Annotated in this window: 14 protein-coding genes and 2 tRNA genes; 14 read left to right on the forward strand and 2 right to left on the reverse strand. The window is 44.7% G+C overall.

From position 1 onward, the window contains the following. Positions 1 to 24 precede the first annotated feature (24 nt). The 9 genes from mfd (at position 25) to ACXACN_RS15380 (ending at position 10,270) form a co-directional block, all read left to right on the forward strand. Complete coding sequence (gene mfd / locus ACXACN_RS15340) at positions 25 to 3,561, forward strand: transcription-repair coupling factor (RefSeq protein ID WP_474965647.1); 3,537 nt, start codon at positions 25 to 27, stop codon at positions 3,559 to 3,561. Between the two features lie 531 nt (positions 3,562 to 4,092). Continuing rightward, a complete protein-coding gene (spoVT, locus tag ACXACN_RS15345; RefSeq protein ID WP_089654593.1) occupies positions 4,093 to 4,629 on the forward strand; it encodes a stage V sporulation protein T in 537 nt (178 codons plus the stop codon). Between the two features lie 91 nt (positions 4,630 to 4,720). Next, positions 4,721 to 6,307: a putative polysaccharide biosynthesis protein gene (locus ACXACN_RS15350; RefSeq protein ID WP_474965649.1), complete on the forward strand. Its 1,587-nt coding sequence runs from the start codon at positions 4,721 to 4,723 to the stop codon at positions 6,305 to 6,307. Then, on the forward strand, positions 6,304 to 7,770 hold the full coding sequence (gene yabN / locus ACXACN_RS15355; RefSeq protein WP_474965651.1) for a bifunctional methyltransferase/pyrophosphohydrolase YabN: 1,467 nt from the start codon (positions 6,304 to 6,306) through the stop codon (positions 7,768 to 7,770). Before ACXACN_RS15350 ends, yabN begins: the two co-directional genes overlap by 4 nt. Before the next feature lie 3 nt (positions 7,771 to 7,773). Then, positions 7,774 to 8,037 (forward strand): RNA-binding S4 domain-containing protein, encoded by a 264-nt coding sequence (locus ACXACN_RS15360; protein ID WP_089654590.1) that lies wholly within the window; start codon positions 7,774 to 7,776, stop codon positions 8,035 to 8,037. Positions 8,038 to 8,516: 479 nt separating this feature from the next. After that, positions 8,517 to 8,822: a sporulation protein YabP gene (gene yabP / locus ACXACN_RS15365; protein ID WP_474965653.1), complete on the forward strand. Its 306-nt coding sequence runs from the start codon at positions 8,517 to 8,519 to the stop codon at positions 8,820 to 8,822. After that, positions 8,819 to 9,406: a spore cortex biosynthesis protein YabQ gene (gene yabQ / locus ACXACN_RS15370; protein WP_474965654.1), complete on the forward strand. Its 588-nt coding sequence runs from the start codon at positions 8,819 to 8,821 to the stop codon at positions 9,404 to 9,406. Before yabP ends, yabQ begins: the two co-directional genes overlap by 4 nt. A gap of 15 nt (positions 9,407 to 9,421) precedes the next feature. Next, positions 9,422 to 9,805, forward strand: a complete 384-nt coding sequence (locus ACXACN_RS15375; RefSeq protein ID WP_474965656.1) for an FtsB family cell division protein — start codon at positions 9,422 to 9,424, stop codon at positions 9,803 to 9,805. Between the two features lie 78 nt (positions 9,806 to 9,883). Beyond that, positions 9,884 to 10,270: a S1 domain-containing RNA-binding protein gene (locus ACXACN_RS15380; RefSeq protein WP_089654586.1), complete on the forward strand. Its 387-nt coding sequence runs from the start codon at positions 9,884 to 9,886 to the stop codon at positions 10,268 to 10,270. 740 nt (positions 10,271 to 11,010) lie between these two features. Here the strand turns inward: ACXACN_RS15380 and ACXACN_RS15385 are convergent. Both ACXACN_RS15385 and ACXACN_RS15390 read right to left on the reverse strand, forming a co-directional pair. Next, a tRNA-Glu gene (locus ACXACN_RS15385) sits at positions 11,011 to 11,082 on the reverse strand. Between the two features lie 21 nt (positions 11,083 to 11,103). Further along, a tRNA-Met gene (locus ACXACN_RS15390) sits at positions 11,104 to 11,180 on the reverse strand. Positions 11,181 to 11,457: 277 nt separating this feature from the next. Between ACXACN_RS15390 and spoIIE the strand changes: the two genes are divergently transcribed. From spoIIE to hpt, 5 genes are all read left to right on the forward strand, one after another. Then, a complete protein-coding gene (spoIIE, locus tag ACXACN_RS15395) occupies positions 11,458 to 13,905 on the forward strand; it encodes a stage II sporulation protein E (RefSeq protein WP_474965657.1) in 2,448 nt (815 codons plus the stop codon). 64 nt (positions 13,906 to 13,969) lie between these two features. After that, a complete protein-coding gene (locus ACXACN_RS15400) occupies positions 13,970 to 14,707 on the forward strand; it encodes a vWA domain-containing protein (RefSeq protein ID WP_474965658.1) in 738 nt (245 codons plus the stop codon). Beyond that, positions 14,688 to 15,608: a protein kinase domain-containing protein gene (locus ACXACN_RS15405; RefSeq protein WP_474965660.1), complete on the forward strand. Its 921-nt coding sequence runs from the start codon at positions 14,688 to 14,690 to the stop codon at positions 15,606 to 15,608. The genes ACXACN_RS15400 and ACXACN_RS15405 overlap by 20 nt, the downstream gene beginning before the upstream one ends. A gap of 157 nt (positions 15,609 to 15,765) precedes the next feature. Then, positions 15,766 to 17,160 carry a tRNA lysidine(34) synthetase TilS gene (gene tilS / locus ACXACN_RS15410; protein ID WP_474965661.1) on the forward strand — a complete coding sequence of 465 codons (1,395 nt, stop codon included), beginning with the start codon at positions 15,766 to 15,768 and terminating at the stop codon, positions 17,158 to 17,160. 11 nt (positions 17,161 to 17,171) lie between these two features. After that, a complete protein-coding gene (gene hpt / locus ACXACN_RS15415) occupies positions 17,172 to 17,711 on the forward strand; it encodes a hypoxanthine phosphoribosyltransferase (RefSeq protein WP_474965663.1) in 540 nt (179 codons plus the stop codon). Positions 17,712 to 17,718 lie beyond the last annotated feature (7 nt).

Below are 17,718 nucleotides of genomic sequence, written 5' to 3' on the forward strand. Positions count from 1 at the left end.
ATCTGGGTGGTGGAGGAATTCGTTATGCAAGGTATTAAGGATTATTTACTTCCGCAGGATGAGATTCATTCTGTTGTCGAAGGCTTTCAATCGGGGATGAAAGAACAGATGGTGGCAGGGTTATCCGGGGCTTCAAGAAGTGTCATGGTTTCCATGCTTCAAGAGTCCTTGGAACGGCCGGTCATCATCGTGACTCATCAGCTGATTCAAGCTCAACAATTGTATGAGGATATGCAAGAATTGACCGAAGAAGATCAGGTTCACCTTTATCCGGTCAATGAATTGATCGCATCAGAAATAGCCGTAGCGAGCCCTGAATTGAGGAGTCAGCGGATCGACGCATTAAGTCGTTGGCTGTCTCAGGAAAAAGGGATTCTGATTGCGCCTGTGGCTGCACTTAAACGAATGATGCCACCGAAATCTTACTGGGAGCAAAGTCAGCTCCCTTTTCGTGTTGGGGAAGAAATCAACCTCGACGAATACTTAGAACGATTGGTGAACATGGGATATGACCGCACAGAGATGGTAGCCACCCCCGGGGAGTTTTCTCTTCGCGGAGGGATCATGGATGTGTATCCTTTGACCGCTGAGTTTCCGTACCGCATTGAATTGTTCGATACGGAAGTCGATTCAATACGAACGTTCGATTCCGAAACGCAACGCTCACATGACAAACGCGACGAGGTTCAAATCGGGCCGGCTACGGAATTGTTACTGAAGGACGAAGATTTTGCCAGAGCCCATGATCGTCTGGAGAACGCTCTGAGCCATTCCTTGAAGAAACTGACCAGACAAGATGCCAAAGAGACGCTCGCCCAAGTCATTGAGCACGATTTGGATCTTTTGAAAGCTAAAGAGCATTTTCAGGAAATTTATAAGTACATTGGGTATTTCTACGAAGAACCTGTCAGTCTACTAGACTACCTGCCGGAGAAGGGGATTGTCATTCTGGATGAAATGAGCCGGATCCAGGAAACGGCCAATCGTCTGGACCAGGAAGAAGCGGAATGGCACAACAGTATGCTGGAGGCTAACCAGACTGTAAGAGAGCTCCATCTTTCTTTTGACTGGCAGGAAGCCTGGATGAAAATTGAGCATCCGCGCCTTTATTTATCTGTATTTATGAGGCACATCCCTAACACACAACCACAGAATATCGTGAATATCTCAAGTCGCCAGATGCAGCAATTCCATGGCCAGATGAACTTATTGAAAAATGAGATGGATCGCTGGGAAAAGCAGGATTACTCTGTGGTGATTCTGGCTCCAGATGAAAGTAGAAAATCCAAAATCGAAGGTGTTCTTCGTGACTATGATATGGAAGCGGTTATTGCGGAAGGGGACGTTCAGCTTCCGTTAGTGAAACCAACCATTATCACAGGAAACATCAGTCATGGGTTCGAGTGGCCGATGCATAAGCTTGCAGTCATGACGGAAAACGAACTGTTCAAGAAAAGGACAGCTAAACCGAAACGTAAACAAAAAATGTCGAACGCCGAGCGGATCAAAAACTATCAGGAACTAAAGGTGGGCGATTATGTAGTCCACTCAAGCCACGGGATTGGGAAATACCTAGGAATTGAAACGCTGAAAATGGGTGGGAACCATAAGGATTTTCTTATGGTCAATTACTCTGGAAACGATAAGTTATATGTACCCATCGATCAAATCGATCTGATTCAGAAGTATGTGGGCTCGGAAGGGAAAGAGCCGAAAGTTTATAAGCTCGGAGGCAGTGAGTGGAAAAAGGTGAAGAGCCGTGTTCAATCTTCAGTTGAAGACATTGCCGATGATTTGATTCAGCTCTATGCCGAGCGGGAAGCTTCCAAAGGGTATGCCTTCAGTGAAGATGGAGAAATGCAAAAAGATTTTGAAGCGGCTTTCCCTTATGAGGAAACGGAAGACCAGATCCGTTGTATCGAAGAAATCAAATCCGACATGGAACGCGTGCGCCCGATGGACCGCCTGTTGTGCGGTGATGTTGGTTATGGAAAGACAGAGGTCGCGATTCGTGCCGCCTTTAAAGCGATAGTCGACGGGAAACAGGTGGCTTTGCTAGTACCTACCACCATTCTTGCTCAGCAGCACTATGAGACTCTTCAAGAGCGCTTCCAAGGCTTTGGGATTAACATTGGTCTTATGAGTCGTTTCCGTACGAAAAAGCAGCAGAAAGAAACAACGGACCGCCTGAGGAAGGGCCTTGTAGACGTAGTCGTTGGAACTCACCGCATCTTATCGAAAGATATGCAGTTCAAAGACTTAGGATTATTGATCGTCGATGAAGAACAACGTTTCGGAGTAAAACATAAAGAAAAGATCAAGCAATTGAAAAACAATGTGGATGTGCTGACGTTGACAGCGACACCGATTCCGAGAACCTTACACATGTCCATGCTTGGGGTCAGAGACTTGTCTGTCATTGAAACACCGCCAGCCAACCGTTTTCCTATTCAGACCTACGTGCTTGAATACAATCCGATTTTCCTTCGGGAAGCGGTGGAAAGGGAAATGGCCCGGGGCGGACAGGTGTTTTTCCTGTTCAATCGAGTGGAAAACATTGAACGGATGGCCCAGCAAATTGCTGAACTCGTCCCTGAGGCGAGAGTCACGTTTGCCCATGGACAGATGAATGAGACCGAGCTTGAAAATGTTATGTTCTCTTTCCTTGAAGGTGAATTTGATGTGCTTGTCAGTACGACAATTATTGAGACAGGTGTCGATATTCCAAATGTGAATACACTCATCGTCTATGATGCAGATCGTATGGGATTAAGTCAGTTGTATCAACTGCGTGGTCGTGTCGGAAGGTCGAATCGGGTAGCCTATGCTTACTTTACCTATCAAAAGGACAAAGTGTTGACAGAAGTAGCCGAGAAACGATTGCAGGCCATTAAAGAATTCACGGAGCTCGGATCTGGATTCAAAATCGCCATGCGTGATTTGTCCATCCGTGGTGCCGGGAACCTTTTAGGAGCTCAACAACACGGGTATATCGACTCTGTAGGATTCGATATGTATTCACAAATGCTGAAAGATGCCATAGAAGCGAAGAGACAAGGCAAAGAACCGGAGAGTATTCAGCCATTCCAGCCGGAACTTGATATGATGCTGGATGCTTATATTCCAGATGAATACATCGCTGATGAAAAGCAGAAGATTGACATGTACAAAGTATTCCAGGCAATTGAAACGGTTGAAGATATCCATGACTTGCGAGATGAATTGATTGACCGGTTCGGGGATTATCCTAAAGAGGTTGATAATTTGTTCCGTGTTTCTTCTATTCGTTTGCAAGCGAAACGTTCAAGGATTGAGAACGTGACCGAGAAGAAAAAGAAGATCGAAATGCTGATGGAAGCCGAGCAAAGTCAGAAAATCGATGGAACCAAACTGTTCGAATTTGCCAACCAGTACGGTCGTATGGTTCAACTAGGTACGGAGGATTCCCAATTGAAAGTAACCTTTACCTGGGATCGCAAGACAGAATTCAAACGATATGAGCTTGTCGAAGAGTTTATTAGCAAGCTGCCTGAGATGATGAGAGAAGTTTCAACCGCTTAATCCTGCCTCATCCCTGTAGAGGGATGAGGTTTTTCTAATTCCTTTCTATACAGTTCACTTACATATTTATATGCGGTACCAAATTCATGACGCTCGGTACCAGGTGTAAAGAAGAAAGAATTTCGTACCTGGTACCACATTTTTGTTGCGCGGTACCAGGTACAGCTTTTTACCTTCCCGTACCTGGTACCAAAAGACCGCTCCACTACATGTCTTGTCTTATGCTTGTCGTGTCAAATCAGTCGCCTTCACATCCGTTGATGTCCAGTTCCGGTGCCTAGCTTCTCGAGGTCATATGCAAATCATCTTTGTGAGGAAAAAGCACCTCACAAAAGATGCTTCGCATATGCTTGTCGAAGCTTCCCAAGGCACCTCCACATTTCAAGTTTACATTTTTTATGAAAAAATCCATCCAAAGGGTGTATAGGTTTTTATTGCTGAATCATACTATCTTTAATCACCCGCTTGTTCTGCTTGCGCTTCAACAGGTATAGATTGGCAGTCATCACAGAAAAGGAGGCAGCATAAAGAATGAAAGCAACTGGTATTGTACGTCGTATTGATGATTTAGGACGTGTTGTTATCCCGAAAGAGATCCGCCGCACGCTGAGGATCCGTGAAGGTGATCCTTTAGAGATTTTTGTAGACCGTGAAGGTGAAGTCATACTTAAGAAGTATTCACCTATCAGCGAGTTGGGTGATTTTGCTAAAGAATACGCAGAAGCGCTCAGTGAGTCTTTAGAAGCTCCTGTGTTGATATGTGATCGTGATGAGTATATAGCGGTGGCGGGAAGTGCGAAAAAGGATTATATGAACCGATCGATCGGATCTAAGATCGAAGAGGTCATGGATTCTAGAACCATGTCTTTTGAAAAGCATCCAGAGCCGGTTGAATTGACGAGGGGTCAGGAAGAAGATGTGATCTCATATCTTATTTATCCTATCATTGCGCAAGGGGACCCCATCGGCTGCGTCGTCGCCTTCAACAAAGAAGGTTCTCCATTGGAAGACGGTGTGAGTAAAGCTGTACAGACAGCCGCTAGTTTTTTAGCCAAACAAATGGAGTAGCAAGTAAGGTCAGATCCGAGCGGGTACGGGGTCTGACCTTTTCCTATGATATAATGAATGTTCTGAATACATATATTAGAAAGGGTCCAATATGACCAAATTACGTTCACGCTCTGTTTTACAAGGGGCATTCATTTTAACATTAGCCGGGTTGATCAGTAAGGTGATCAGTGCAGGATATCGAGTCCCGCTTCAGAACTTAACCGGAGACCTTGGCTTTTATGTATACCAACAAGTGTATCCAATCCTTGGCATCGCACTGATTCTTGCTTTGTATGGGTTTCCAGCAGCCATTTCGAAAATCGTGTCAGACATCCATGATCAATCATCTCCATTGTCCATTCCCTCCTTCTATCTGCCTGTTTTCTGGTGGTTGATGGCGGCATCTGGTCTTATTTTTGTTGTGGGTTTTGTATCTTCTCCCTGGATCGCTTCTATTATGGGTGATGACAAATTAACACCTTCTCTAAAGACAGCCTTCTCTGTCTTTCTTCTTGTTCCGTTTGTTTCCGTCGTTCGAGGAGCGTTTCAAGGACAGAATGACATGGGCCCGACAGCTGTATCGCAAATCATTGAACAAGTGTTCAGGGTCGGAATCATCATTGGTTCTGCTGTTTTAGTCATGCGGGGAACGGACGTCTATACAATAGGAATAGGGGCCTCTCTAGGATCCATGGTAGGTGCTGTTGCTGCGTTTTCGTTCCTTTTGTATTGGTTGCTGAAAAGGGGAGACATGTGGACTTGGCAGAAATGGGACAAACAGATTTCGTATAAGCGGACCATTTTTCTACACGGCATCCTTATTTGCTTAAACTACATGCTGCTTCTGTCCTTGCAGCTTGTTGATGCCTTGACGTTGGTGCCGTATCTCCAAAAATCAGGGATAGCGCTGGAAGATGCTCGTATGTGGAAAGGGGTATTTGACAGGGGCCAGCCCCTCATTCAATTAGGGACGGTTCTTGCTTCTTCGCTCGCTCTTGCCATCATTCCTTCTGTCACCAGATCAAGGATGAAGCAGAATTCTGAAAAAGTGAAAAAGCAAGTGGTGAGCGCCGTGAAAATGACTGTTTTTCTTTCTGCTGGAGCAACGGCTGGCCTCATTTTCTTGTTCCCTGCCATCAACCAGTCCTTTTTCCAGGATGATCAAGGAACGAGCGCGTTAAGAATCTTAATGCTCGTTATCCTTGGAAGTTCGTTGTCTATAACGCTTTCTTCTATATTGCAAGGGCTTGGATACATGAAACAAACAGCGATGATTATTGCCGGGGGATTGATTATGAAGTGGGTTGCAAATATGCTGTGGATTCCTTTATTCGATTTACACGGAGCAGCCATCGCTTCAGTGATGGCTGTCGCTTTTGTTTTGATTGGAAATATCGTAACCTTAAGACATGAAGTTCCTTTAGGAAACTGGACCAGCCTCCCATGGAAAGGGGTCCTGCTCTCTCTTATTGGAATGACGTTCGGAATATGGCTGGCTAAAATGCTTGCTTTCCTGGTTTTTGATTTAGATTCAAGGTTTCCTGTATTCCTATACACGTTGTCTGTAAGTGGAATCGGGGCTATCATTTATGCCGTCCTTCTCCTCAGAACGGGCAGCTTCACATATGAAGAATTACATGCCATGCCTTTTCGTAAGGTCGTATGGAAACTTTCGCCGAAAGGAATGGACCAATGAACACTATAACAATTATCGGACTTGGAGCTGCCGATTTAGAGCAGCTTCCACTCGGGGTCTATCGTGAATTGACACAGAATCAACCCCATCTCTATGCACGAACGCTCGACCATCCAGTCATCCAAGTGCTGCAAAAAGAAGGAGTCACCTTTGAAAGTTTTGATTCCGTATATGAATCCTACGATCAATTTGGAGAGGTGTACACAGAAATTGTCTCCCAACTTCTTGCCCTTTCTCGTGACCAGGATTTAACCTATGTCGTTCCCGGTCACCCTATGCTTGCTGAACAGACGGTTCAATTGTTGATGGAAGCGAGGGACAAAGGGGAAGTATACCTTAATATCAAAGGCGGGCAGAGTTTTCTTGATGCCACGTTCACCGCGCTTGAAATCGACCCGATTGAAGGGTTTCAGTTTGCAGATGCGACAGATTTTAAGCGCGAAGAACTTCAGTATTTAAATCACCTGATCTTATGTCAGGTTTACGATTCAATGATTGCTTCAGAAGTCAAATTGACATTGCTTGAAGATCTACCGGCAGACCACCCTGTTACTATAGTTACTGCAGCGGGTAGTGAAAGTGAACAGATTACGAAGGTCCCTTTAGAAGAGCTGGATCGTAGTGTGGAAGTGAATAATTTAACGAGTGTTTATATTCCTCCTGTCGAAAAGGAAGCACTCAATCACCAATTCTTCCGCCTGAGAGAAATTATTAAGACTTTAAGAAGTCCAGAAGGCTGCCCCTGGGACCGAAAACAGACGCACGAATCACTAAGGAAATATATGATTGAAGAAGCCTATGAGTTTATTGATGCCGTCAACCGGATGGATGATGACCATATGGTGGAAGAGCTTGGCGATGTGTTGCTGCAAGTCATGCTGCACAGCCAAATTGGGGAAGATGAAGGATATTTTACAATCGACGACGTAATAGTATCCATAACGGAAAAAATGATCCGTAGACATCCGCATGTATTTGGTGAAATTACAGTGGATTCCTCTGATGAAGTCATCACCAACTGGGAGGCCATCAAAGCCGAAGAAAAAGGGGAACAACCAGACTCTATTCTTGATTCCGTACCTGAGAGTTTCCCGGCCCTCCTACAAGCGGAAGAGTTGCAGAAGAAAGCAGCTAAAGTAGGATTTGATTGGGATACCGTCGCTCCTGTCATAGAAAAAGTGGAGGAAGAGTGGCAGGAGTTCAAGGAAGCACGGGACGCTGGGGATCGTGAAGAGATGGAAAAGGAATTCGGGGATTGGCTGTTTGCCATTGCTAATCTTGCTAGACACTACAAGATCAGTAGTGAAAATGCCCTGCAGAGGACGAATCGCAAATTCAGAACCCGTCTTTCATCTATGGAAAGAGATGCTCAGTTACAAGGCCATCAATTAAAAGATTATGATTTAGATGCATTAGAGGAATTGTGGGTAAAAGCGAAAGCAAAACATAAAGGAGCGGAATAACTCATGCGTTTGGATAAATTTTTAAAAATCTCCCGTTTAATCAAAAGACGTACGCTGGCGAAAGAAGTAGCGGATCAAGGGCGTATCAGCATCAATGGCGCCCAGAGCAAAGCTGCAAGTAACGTAGCGGTCGGAGATGAATTGACCATTCAATTCGGACAGAAAGTACTGACGATTGAAGTGAAATCATTAAAAGAGAATGTCACAAAAAATGAAGCGGCGACTCTTTATGAAATCAAAAAAGAAGAGCCCGTCAATCAATCCTAACAAAACCACTGCCGAGTTTGGCAGTGGTTTTTTGAGCATTATCCTTTTTTGTATGCCTGACCCCTGTGTCGCTCTAATTGGTGCCAGCCACCACTCGTGTGGAGAGTCGTGCCTGGCACTGTTCGTAAACAAGTAGTGTCTGGGATGGCGACCAAGGCGCTTCCGCATTCTAATGTTCCAGTTCCGGCTCCCAGACACTCGAGGTCATAAGTCAATCCACTCCGTGGAGGAAGTTCGCTCCACTCTGTGGCTTGTCTTATGCTTGTCGTGTCTCCCGGGTCGCCTCCACATTACGTGAAGTCCAGCTCCAGCGCCTAGCCCCTCGAGGTCATAAGCAAATCCTCTCTGTGAGGAAAATGCATCTCACAGAAGATGCTTTGCTTATGCTAGTCGGGGCTGACCAAGGCGCTTCCGCATTCTAATGTTCTAATCTCCTCTTTTTCTTCATAGCTTGTACTAGAGAAGGGGGCTGTGATGAGATGGAAGGTTATGAAAAGAATCATGGGATACGCAGTCAGCAACCAGCAGAGCATAATGTGAAAGTATGGAATAGAAGAAATATAGAGATCTCAGGTGTGAAAGAGGTGGATAGCTTTGATAGTGAAGAGTTCCTCCTCCAAACATCGATGGGGTATCTTGTAGTCCGCGGGCAGAACCTGCAAATGAAAAACCTGGATCTGGATTCAGGAGTCGTCTCGATTAAAGGAAAAATGTATGAAATGACCTACTTGGACGAGCATCAAGGGGAGAAAGCTAAAGGCCTGTTTAGCAAGCTGTTCAAATGACCCTCACCACTCAATTCATAACGATCCTTACCATGATTGGTGGAGGGATGTTTGTCGGGGCTTCCATGGATACTTTTGAGCGTTTTTTTGGTAAAAGGAAGAGGAACTGGCTTGAAATCGTTTATCAACTGAGCTTTTGGCTCTTTCAAGCCTCTTTCCTCTTTTATTTGTTATACCTCGCCAATTATGGAGAGTTGCGGGTTTATGTTTTTGTTGCAATCGTTTGTGGCTATGCTGCGTATCGTGCATTGTTTCAGAACATTTACTTAAAAACACTTGAAACGTGGATAAGGATCAGCATGGCGATTTTCCGCTTTTTGAAGAAGACCGTGTATTATTTAATTTTCATCCCCGCGAAATCCATCATTTTCCTTATAATTTCTTTACTTCTTGGCGTTTATAAGATACTTTTAAAGGGTATCATTATATTGTTTCTTGTCGTATTTTATCCAATCCGGCTAATTTTTCGAATCATTTGGCGACTCTTGCCGAAAAACATGAAAAATTACTTAAGTGATTTAGCAGGGTTTTTGGATAAAATGAAGAATACATTGAACAATTGGATGAAACGAATTAAGAAGTAAAGGAGGCCTACTTTCATGGCAAAGAGACAAACGGAGTCTGTGGCACGCCTGGATTCTACATACATGAAGCACTACGATGCCTATATGGACAGACACCAACGCAAGAAAAAGCGATTAGTCCGCCGTCTCGTTATGTTTGCCCTGTTAGTGTCGATCGTTGCTGGCTCCATGGTGTTTTATTCTATGAAACAACAGTCCTTGTATGCAAGTAAGCAGGAGAAATACGAACAGTTACAACAAGAGATGACCGCTTTGAAAAAAGAGGAAAAAGGTTTAGAGCAGGAAATTGAGCTTCTCAAGGATGAAGAATATGTGCTGCAGATTGCGCGAACGAATTATTTCTTCTCAAAAGAAGGAGAAATCATATTTAAAATGCCTAATGAGGACCCGTCTTATTGACACTCTTTTCAAAGCTTATATATAATATATAAGAAGGATAATTTTTTTATCGAAAACTTAAGGAGGAGCATTTTTTTTATGTCAATTGAAGTAGGCAGCAAGCTGCAGGGTAAGGTAACGGGAATCACTAACTTCGGAGCGTTCGTCGAGCTTCCAGATGGTAAGACGGGTTTAGTTCACATTAGTGAAGTTGCCGATAACTACGTAAAGGATATTAATGAGCACTTAAGCCAGGGAGACCAGGTGGATGTGAAGGTCATTAATGTCGGAGATGATGGGAAGATTGGTCTTTCCATCAAGAAAGCAAAAGAGAATTACGGTCGTCGCCCACAGAAACCTCGTAAGCCGGCTGAATCATTCGAACAGAAAATGAACCGTTTTATTAAGGATAGTGACGAGCGTCTAGCATCACTGAAGAAGCACACGGAATCCAAACGTGGAGGTCGAGGTGCTAAAAGAGGATAGCTTGCTGTCTAGGACAATGAGTAAAAGGTGCACGTCTTCATAAATAAAAAAAGCAGATCCATCACGGATCTGCTTTTTTGTATGCCTTCATTTCCTCAACTATAGCTCCCGTTTGTGGAAGACTCAGTTTAGAGATAATCGGGGTTCGTTGCCATAATGAGCGCCAGGGGTGGTTGGGAAGCAACTCGCTTTCCTGCGGGGATGGCGGCAAGCCTCCTCGGACTTCGTCCTGTGGGGTCTCGCCAGCCAATCCATTCCCGCGGGAGTCTCGCAGCTTCCCAACCACCCCTTTCATAATAAGGAGAAACGAACCCTATACCTAGAGGAATTGTTCCCTCTTCCTCATATTAAGGCAGGCATAAAGTGCTCTGTATCAAGCTTATAAATTCTCAATGCCTGCTGTGGAGAGGTTATGATCTACTTTCCTAAGTCATTCAAGCTGATTGTGCCAGTATTGATTTCGAGAATCTTCCATGGCAAAGGGGCGGAGGGGAATGGCGAGACTCCTGCGGGAAAAAAGTGCAGGGTGAGACCCCGCAAGGCGTTAGCCTGAGGAGGCTCACCGCGCTCCCGCGGAAAGCGAGTCATTCCCCGCAGCCCCTACCTACAGCACAAAAGTCTCGAAATCAAGTCTTACAGAAACCTGCCATATTGTTTAATAAGTATAATTTGTTTAATAAAGAAAAAAGTCGCGTCTCTTTATTAGAGACGCGACTTTTTTAGGACAAGAATGTTTCTGATGACCCGTACGGGATTCGAACCCGTGTTACCGCCGTGAAAGGGCGGTGTCTTAACCACTTGACCAACGGGCCATTATGTAATTGAAAAGATAATGGTAGCGGCGGAGGGGATCGAACCCCCGACCTCACGGGTATGAACCGTACGCTCTAGCCAGCTGAGCTACACCGCCATTTTGTTGATTTCTCTCTCAGAAGCACAAAAAATATATTACACCATGATAAATAAACTGTCAACAAGAAATAAAAATATCAGATAACTCTGTCTATTTCGCTAGGGAATGAGGAAGATTTTTGGAACGTTCAAGGGTACGGGTAGGGAGATTTTGTAGAAACGACCTTTCTTCTTGTGAAAACCATCGAAGTTTTTGTTTCTGCTCTCCTGTTGTTTTGACAAAATGCTTGTTCTGGGTGTGGTTTAATAGGTTTCACAAAGAAGGAGTGATGAAAATGTTAGGAACTGTATCAAAACGTGAAAGTCGTCAGTCGGCCGTTCGAGGATCTGGGATCGTGAGAGGGTTGCAAAAGGCTTCATTCGGTACTTTTTCCTTTATGGCGAACAAAGGGGTCTTCCACATGGTGCTGGCGTTATTATTAGGACGAGCGATCATTTTGTCTTCGATGGCCCCTTTTGGCGTAGCGTTTTTAGCGGTGATCTGGTGGTTAAAGCGTCCGCTTGTCATACCCGTCACAATTATGATGGCCGCCGGGGCTTCTACATACAGCTACGGTCATGCGGGTTTCATTGTAGGGGTGTCGACGACTTTTTTGCTCTTAAGTCTGGCATTGCGCAAAACAAATCACCCCCAGAAATGGCTGCCGATGATCGCGTTGATGGCAAGCTTGATTCCGAGAACGGTGAGTCTCGCTCTGCTGGATCGTTGGCAGCTCTACGAACTTACTTTGATGGTAGCGGAAGGAGTACTAGCTTCTATCCTTGTACTCATCTTTATGCAAAGCATTCCGCTTTTAACACCACAAAGATATCAACCGTCTCTGAAAAATGAAGAGATTGTTTGTTTAATTATATTACTGGCTTCTGTATTAACAGGGATGATCGGCTGGCAGATCCAGGGCGTTGCTGTCGTCGATATTTTTGCTCGCTATTTAGTTATTTTAATGGCTTATATTGCCGGAGCTGCGATTGGGTCAACGGTCGGTGTAGTGACTGGTATGGTATTAAGCTTATCGAATATGGATCACATCTATCAAATGAGCCTGCTCGCTTTCTCAGGTTTATTAGGGGGGTTATTAAAAGAAGGAAAAAAAGCCGGGGTGAGCGCTGGACTTATCGTCGGTACATTACTGATTGGGTTTTACGTGAGTAGTGGAACGGATCTGCCATCTTCGTTATGGGCTTCGGCCTGGGCGGTGGCTTTGTTCATGTTGACCCCGAACTCGTGGGTCAAGCAATTATCAAGATATGTTCCGGGTACCGATGAACATCATTCGGAACAACAAAAATACTTACAAAAAGTGCGAGACGTCACGGCCGTACGGGTCGGGAAGTTTTCGGACGTTTTTCAGGCTTTATCGAAAAGTTTTACACATTTAGAGTCTCCAAAGGAGGATAGTGGGGAAGCGCAGGAAGTGGACTACTTTTTAAGTCATGTCACGGAGAAGACCTGCCAATCATGCTTTAAGAAAGAAAAATGTTGGGTCAATCAATTTGAAGATACCCATAACTTAATGACGGATCTTATGCATGAATTGGATGAAAACGGGGACCCGAGCCGTGTCGTACGTAAAAACGTCGATCAGCACTGCGTCAAGTCGCAGAAGTTGATCGATACGATGAAACATGAATTGTCGTTTTATCATGCCAATAAGGAATTAAAGCGCCAGGTGCTGGAAAGTCGAAAGTTTGTAGCCGAACAGCTCCAGGGCGTTTCTGATGTTATGAATAATTTTGCAAAAGAAATTGTGAAAGAGCGTGAACACCATGAGCTCAAGGAACAAGTGATCTACCATGCTCTTGAACGAATGGGGATGGTTATTCAAAAATTAGAAATCTATTCTTTGGATGCGGGGAATATGGACCTCGAATTAATTGTGGAGATTGATAATTACAGAGGGGAAGGAGCCAAGATCATCGCGCCTGTGCTTTCGGATATATTAGGAGAAACGATTGTTGTGACGATGGAAGAGATTTCTCCATATCCGCATGGAAGGTGCTATTTATCCTTTGGTTCGGCCAAGCATTATGCAATTGAATCCGGCGTAGCGCACGCCGCTAAGGGGGGAGGGTTCGTATCAGGGGACAGCTTTACGATGATGGAGCTGGGAAGGGGGAAGTATGCATTAGCAATTAGTGATGGAATGGGCAACGGTGAACGTGCTCATGAGGAAAGTATGGAAACACTGAGGCTATTGAAACAGATTTTGCAATCGGGCATCCAAGAGTCCGTAGCCATTCAGTCGATCAATTCCATATTGTCGTTACGGACGAATGATGAAATTTTTTCAACGTTGGACTTAGCAGTCATTGATCTGCATCAAGCGACGTCCAAGTTCATTAAGGTCGGCAGCACGCCGAGCTATATAAAACGAGGAGATAAAATTTTCACCATCGAGGCCGGAAATCTGCCAATGGGTATTATCCCGGATGTCGATGTGGATATGAGGAGTGAACAATTGAAGGCAGGGGACTTCCTGATCATGATGAGTGATGGGATCCTAGAAGGACCGAAGCAAATCGGGAATGTAGACATGTGGCTTAAGCGGAAGATCAGGGAAATATCAGATGAAGATCCGCAAGTGATGGCTGATCTTTTATTAGAAGAGGTGATACGTACACAATCGGGAACAATCGTGGATGATATGACGATTATCGTAGCGCGGATCGATCGTTATATGCCGGAGTGGGCGTCGATTCCTTCAGTGAAAAAAGAGGCCTGAGTATAGTATAGAAATCCTCCTTTTCGGCGATGATGGAAGCAACGAATCAGGAGGGATATACACAATGAAACCAGGCCGATTAAAGCAGATTCTTTTATTGACAGATGGATGCTCGAACCATGGAGAAGACCCTGTCGTCGTCGCAGCGCTTGCGAGGAATCAGGGAATAACGGTCAATGTGATTGGCGTTCTTGACGATCGGCAAAATGGCAAGCCACAAGGGCTTGAAGAAGTAGAATCGATTGCTGAGGCAGGTGGAGGCGTCAGTCAAATTGTATATCAGAAAAGTTTGTCCCAAACCGTGCAAATGGTGACGAGACAAGCCATGACCCAAACGATTCAAGGGGTCGTTAATAAAGAATTACAAGAGATCCTCGGGAAAAAGCAGACCATTGAAGAGCTTCCTCCGGAGCAGCGGGGAGAAGTGGTGGAAGTGGTGGATGAGCTCGGAGAGAGCTGTGATCTTGAGGTACTTGTGTTAGTGGATACAAGTGCAAGTATGCACCACAAGTTGCCGACAGTGAAAGATGCTCTTTTTGACTTGTCCCTTAGCTTGAATGCGAGATCAGGGGAAAACCAATTCAGTGTGTATGCTTTCCCGGATCCTAAAAAAACCATTACGAAAATGGTAGGGTGGACACCGGAATTGGGTGAAATACATGGAATCTTCTCAAAGTTGAACGGTGGAGGATACACGCCGACGGGCCCAGCGTTGAAAGAGGCGCTTTATGCGTTTGCAGGGAAACCGATCGATGAGCGGTTGAGAAATGAGGAAGATCCATATGAAGAAACAGGTTTTTGACTTATCCCCTGGAAGTCGAGTAACCGGGAAATGGAGCGGTCGTACTTATACCATCATCAAAAAAGTGGGTGCTGGAGCCTGCGGAACTGTTTTTTTATGCCGTTCCCATCAAGGGGATACGTATGCCCTGAAGATTGGGGAAGATAGTTCACGAATGATGCTAGAAGTAAATATGCTCAAGAAGTTCAGTAAGGTCCAAGGGGTAAAACTTGGACCTTCTTTTGTTGATGTCGATGATTGGGTCGATCGTTCAGCGAGGACACACCCTTTTTATGTGATGGAATACGTAGAAGGAACCCCAGTGAGAGAATTTTTGACAGGAAAGACGAAGGATTGGATTGGTATTTTAGCTGTCCAATTGCTTTCAGATCTAGAGAACCTTCATAATGCGGGGTTTGTATACGGTGATTTGAAGACAGACAATCTGCTTGTATCGGGATCTAAAGTCCGTTGGATTGATGTGGGTGGAGTAACGGCTGTAGGGCGAGCCATTAAAGAATACACCGAATTTTATGACCGGGGTTATTGGAACATGGGATCACGAAAAGCAGAACCGACCTATGATTTGTTTGCCGTGACCATGATCATGATGGAGATGGGCCATCCAAAGAGGTTTGAAAAAGGAGCACACCCTCTAAAAACATTAGAAAACAAATTGGCTTCTTCCCCGTCCCTGAAACCTTATAGACGGATCATTCAACAATGTTGGAAAGGAAACATTCAAAATGCCGCTCAAATGAAAGGTAGTCTTTCCAATGTACTGATGAAACGCAAGAGTCCTCCGGTAATATCGCGTCAGAGGCGAGTGCATCACAAAAAAGCGGAGAATGGCGAACTGGCTGCTTTAACGATTGCCACGGGATTGTTTTTTGCCGTGTCGATTGCTAGTTTTTACTTCTGATTCGATCTTTTTATGAAGGGGTTTAAAGGTGGGGAGGGGGGAGCGTACCACCTTCTTTACAAAAATAATGAAGATATGGAGGCTTATCTTTTGAAGTGCTTACGAATAGTGATACGATAGGAACAGATATACACACTGATACAGGAGGAAACACCTGATGGATCATGATGTCCATACTTTCATCTCAAAACACCATATGATCCAGCCGAACCAAACCATATTGGTAGCGGTTTCTGGAGGGCCGGATTCGGTCGCTCTCCTGCATTTTTTGTGTACGATTAAAGAAAAACTCTCCCTACGTTTAATTGTCCTTTCTGTTGATCATCAACTGAGAGGAGAAGAGTCTGAAGCAGACCTTTGTTTTGTTGAGAATCTGTGTGAAGAATGGGGAGTCGAATTTGTCGGAACCTCTGTAGATGTCAACACGTACAAGAGAGATACAGGAAAAGGTACGCAGGAATCAGCAAGGGAGTTGAGGTATGCGTTTTTTGAGAAGATGATGTATGCCTATGAAGCGGATGCTCTTGCTATGGGACATCACGGGGACGATCAGGCGGAAACGATTCTAATGCAGCTTATGCGCAGTGCGCGCCCCGAAGCGGTACAGGGAATACCTGCCACACGCCCGTTTGCATGCGGAATGATTATTCGTCCATTCCTTACGATTTCTAAAGACCAAATCACTTCTTTTCTGGATGAAAAAGCATTAAAGGTGAGGATCGACCCTTCCAATGAGGAAACCGCGTACACCCGCAATGCGATCAGACATGACCTCCTTCCTTTCATGAAAAAGAGCAACCCTCAATTTCATAAGCATATGCAAGGATGGAGTGAGAGAGTGAGAGAAGAAAGGTCATACATAAATGAGCAGGCCCAAAAAGTCTTGGAAACGGTACATTTTTCTTCAAATGTTGAGAAATTCGTACAATTATCAAAACAAACTTTCAAAACATTCCCGCTTGCTTTACAAAGGACAGCCTTTCATCTAATATTGAACTATCTGTATGTGAACCAAAACGAAGACATTTCTTACTTGCATGAAGAAATGTTCATGAACCTTTTGAATGATGAAAAACCGAATGCTTCCTTAGACTTTCCGGAAGGGTTGAAAATCACACGTGCCTATGATGACGTTACCTTTTCTTTTGCGAAAGAGCAGAGAATGGAAGGATATTCATACGTGATTGAAGTCGGTGAGGATCTACAACTTCCTGACGGATCGAAAATCAGGGCGGATTGGTTCAGCGGGGACGGTGCAGAGGATACTTATACGTATCTATGTGATTCGTATCACGTAAAACTTCCTCTTGTCGTCCGCACGAGGCAGGAGGGGGACCGAATGCGTCTAAGGGGGATGAATGGGTCGAAAAAGGTAAAAGATATTTTTATCGACCAAAAGATCCCGGCCCGTCTGCGCCCTACATGGCCGATCGTTACAGATCAAGTAGGAAAGGTTCTTTGGGTCGTCGGTTTGAAAAAAGGCGGGGAGCGTATGAGCCTTTCATCAGGTCCATGGCTTCGGTTACATTATAAAAACAAAGCAGACACGTAGGAGGAGCAATCATGCATAACGAAATTGAAAAGGTCTTGATTTCTGAAGAGGAAATTCAGGCGAAGTGTAAAGAGCTGGGAGCGGAACTTTCGAAAGAATATGAAGATCGTTTTCCTTTGGCGATCGGGGTACTGAAAGGCGCCCTTCCGTTTATGACTGACTTGCTGAAACGCATGGAAACCCATTTGGAAATGGACTTCATGGATGTTTCCAGCTATCACGGAGGTATGGAATCTTCAGGAGAAGTCAAAATTGTTAAAGACCTTGATACGAAGGTTGAGGGCAGGGACATTTTGATTATTGAAGATATTATCGATAGTGGTCGAACTCTTGCCTATCTTGTCGACTTGTTCAAATATCGTAAAGCAAGATCGATCAAAATTGTTACATTGCTTGATAAACCGACAGGAAGAAGCGCGGATATCAAAGCAGATACAGTCGGTTTCGAAGTCCCTGACGAATTCGTTGTCGGGTACGGCCTGGACTATGAAGAGAAGTATCGTAATCTTCCTTACGTCGGAGTGTTGAAGCCTGAGGTTTATGGAGGCTGAGAGTCAA

Source organism: Halobacillus sp. AWM4_238, assembly GCF_056158265.1.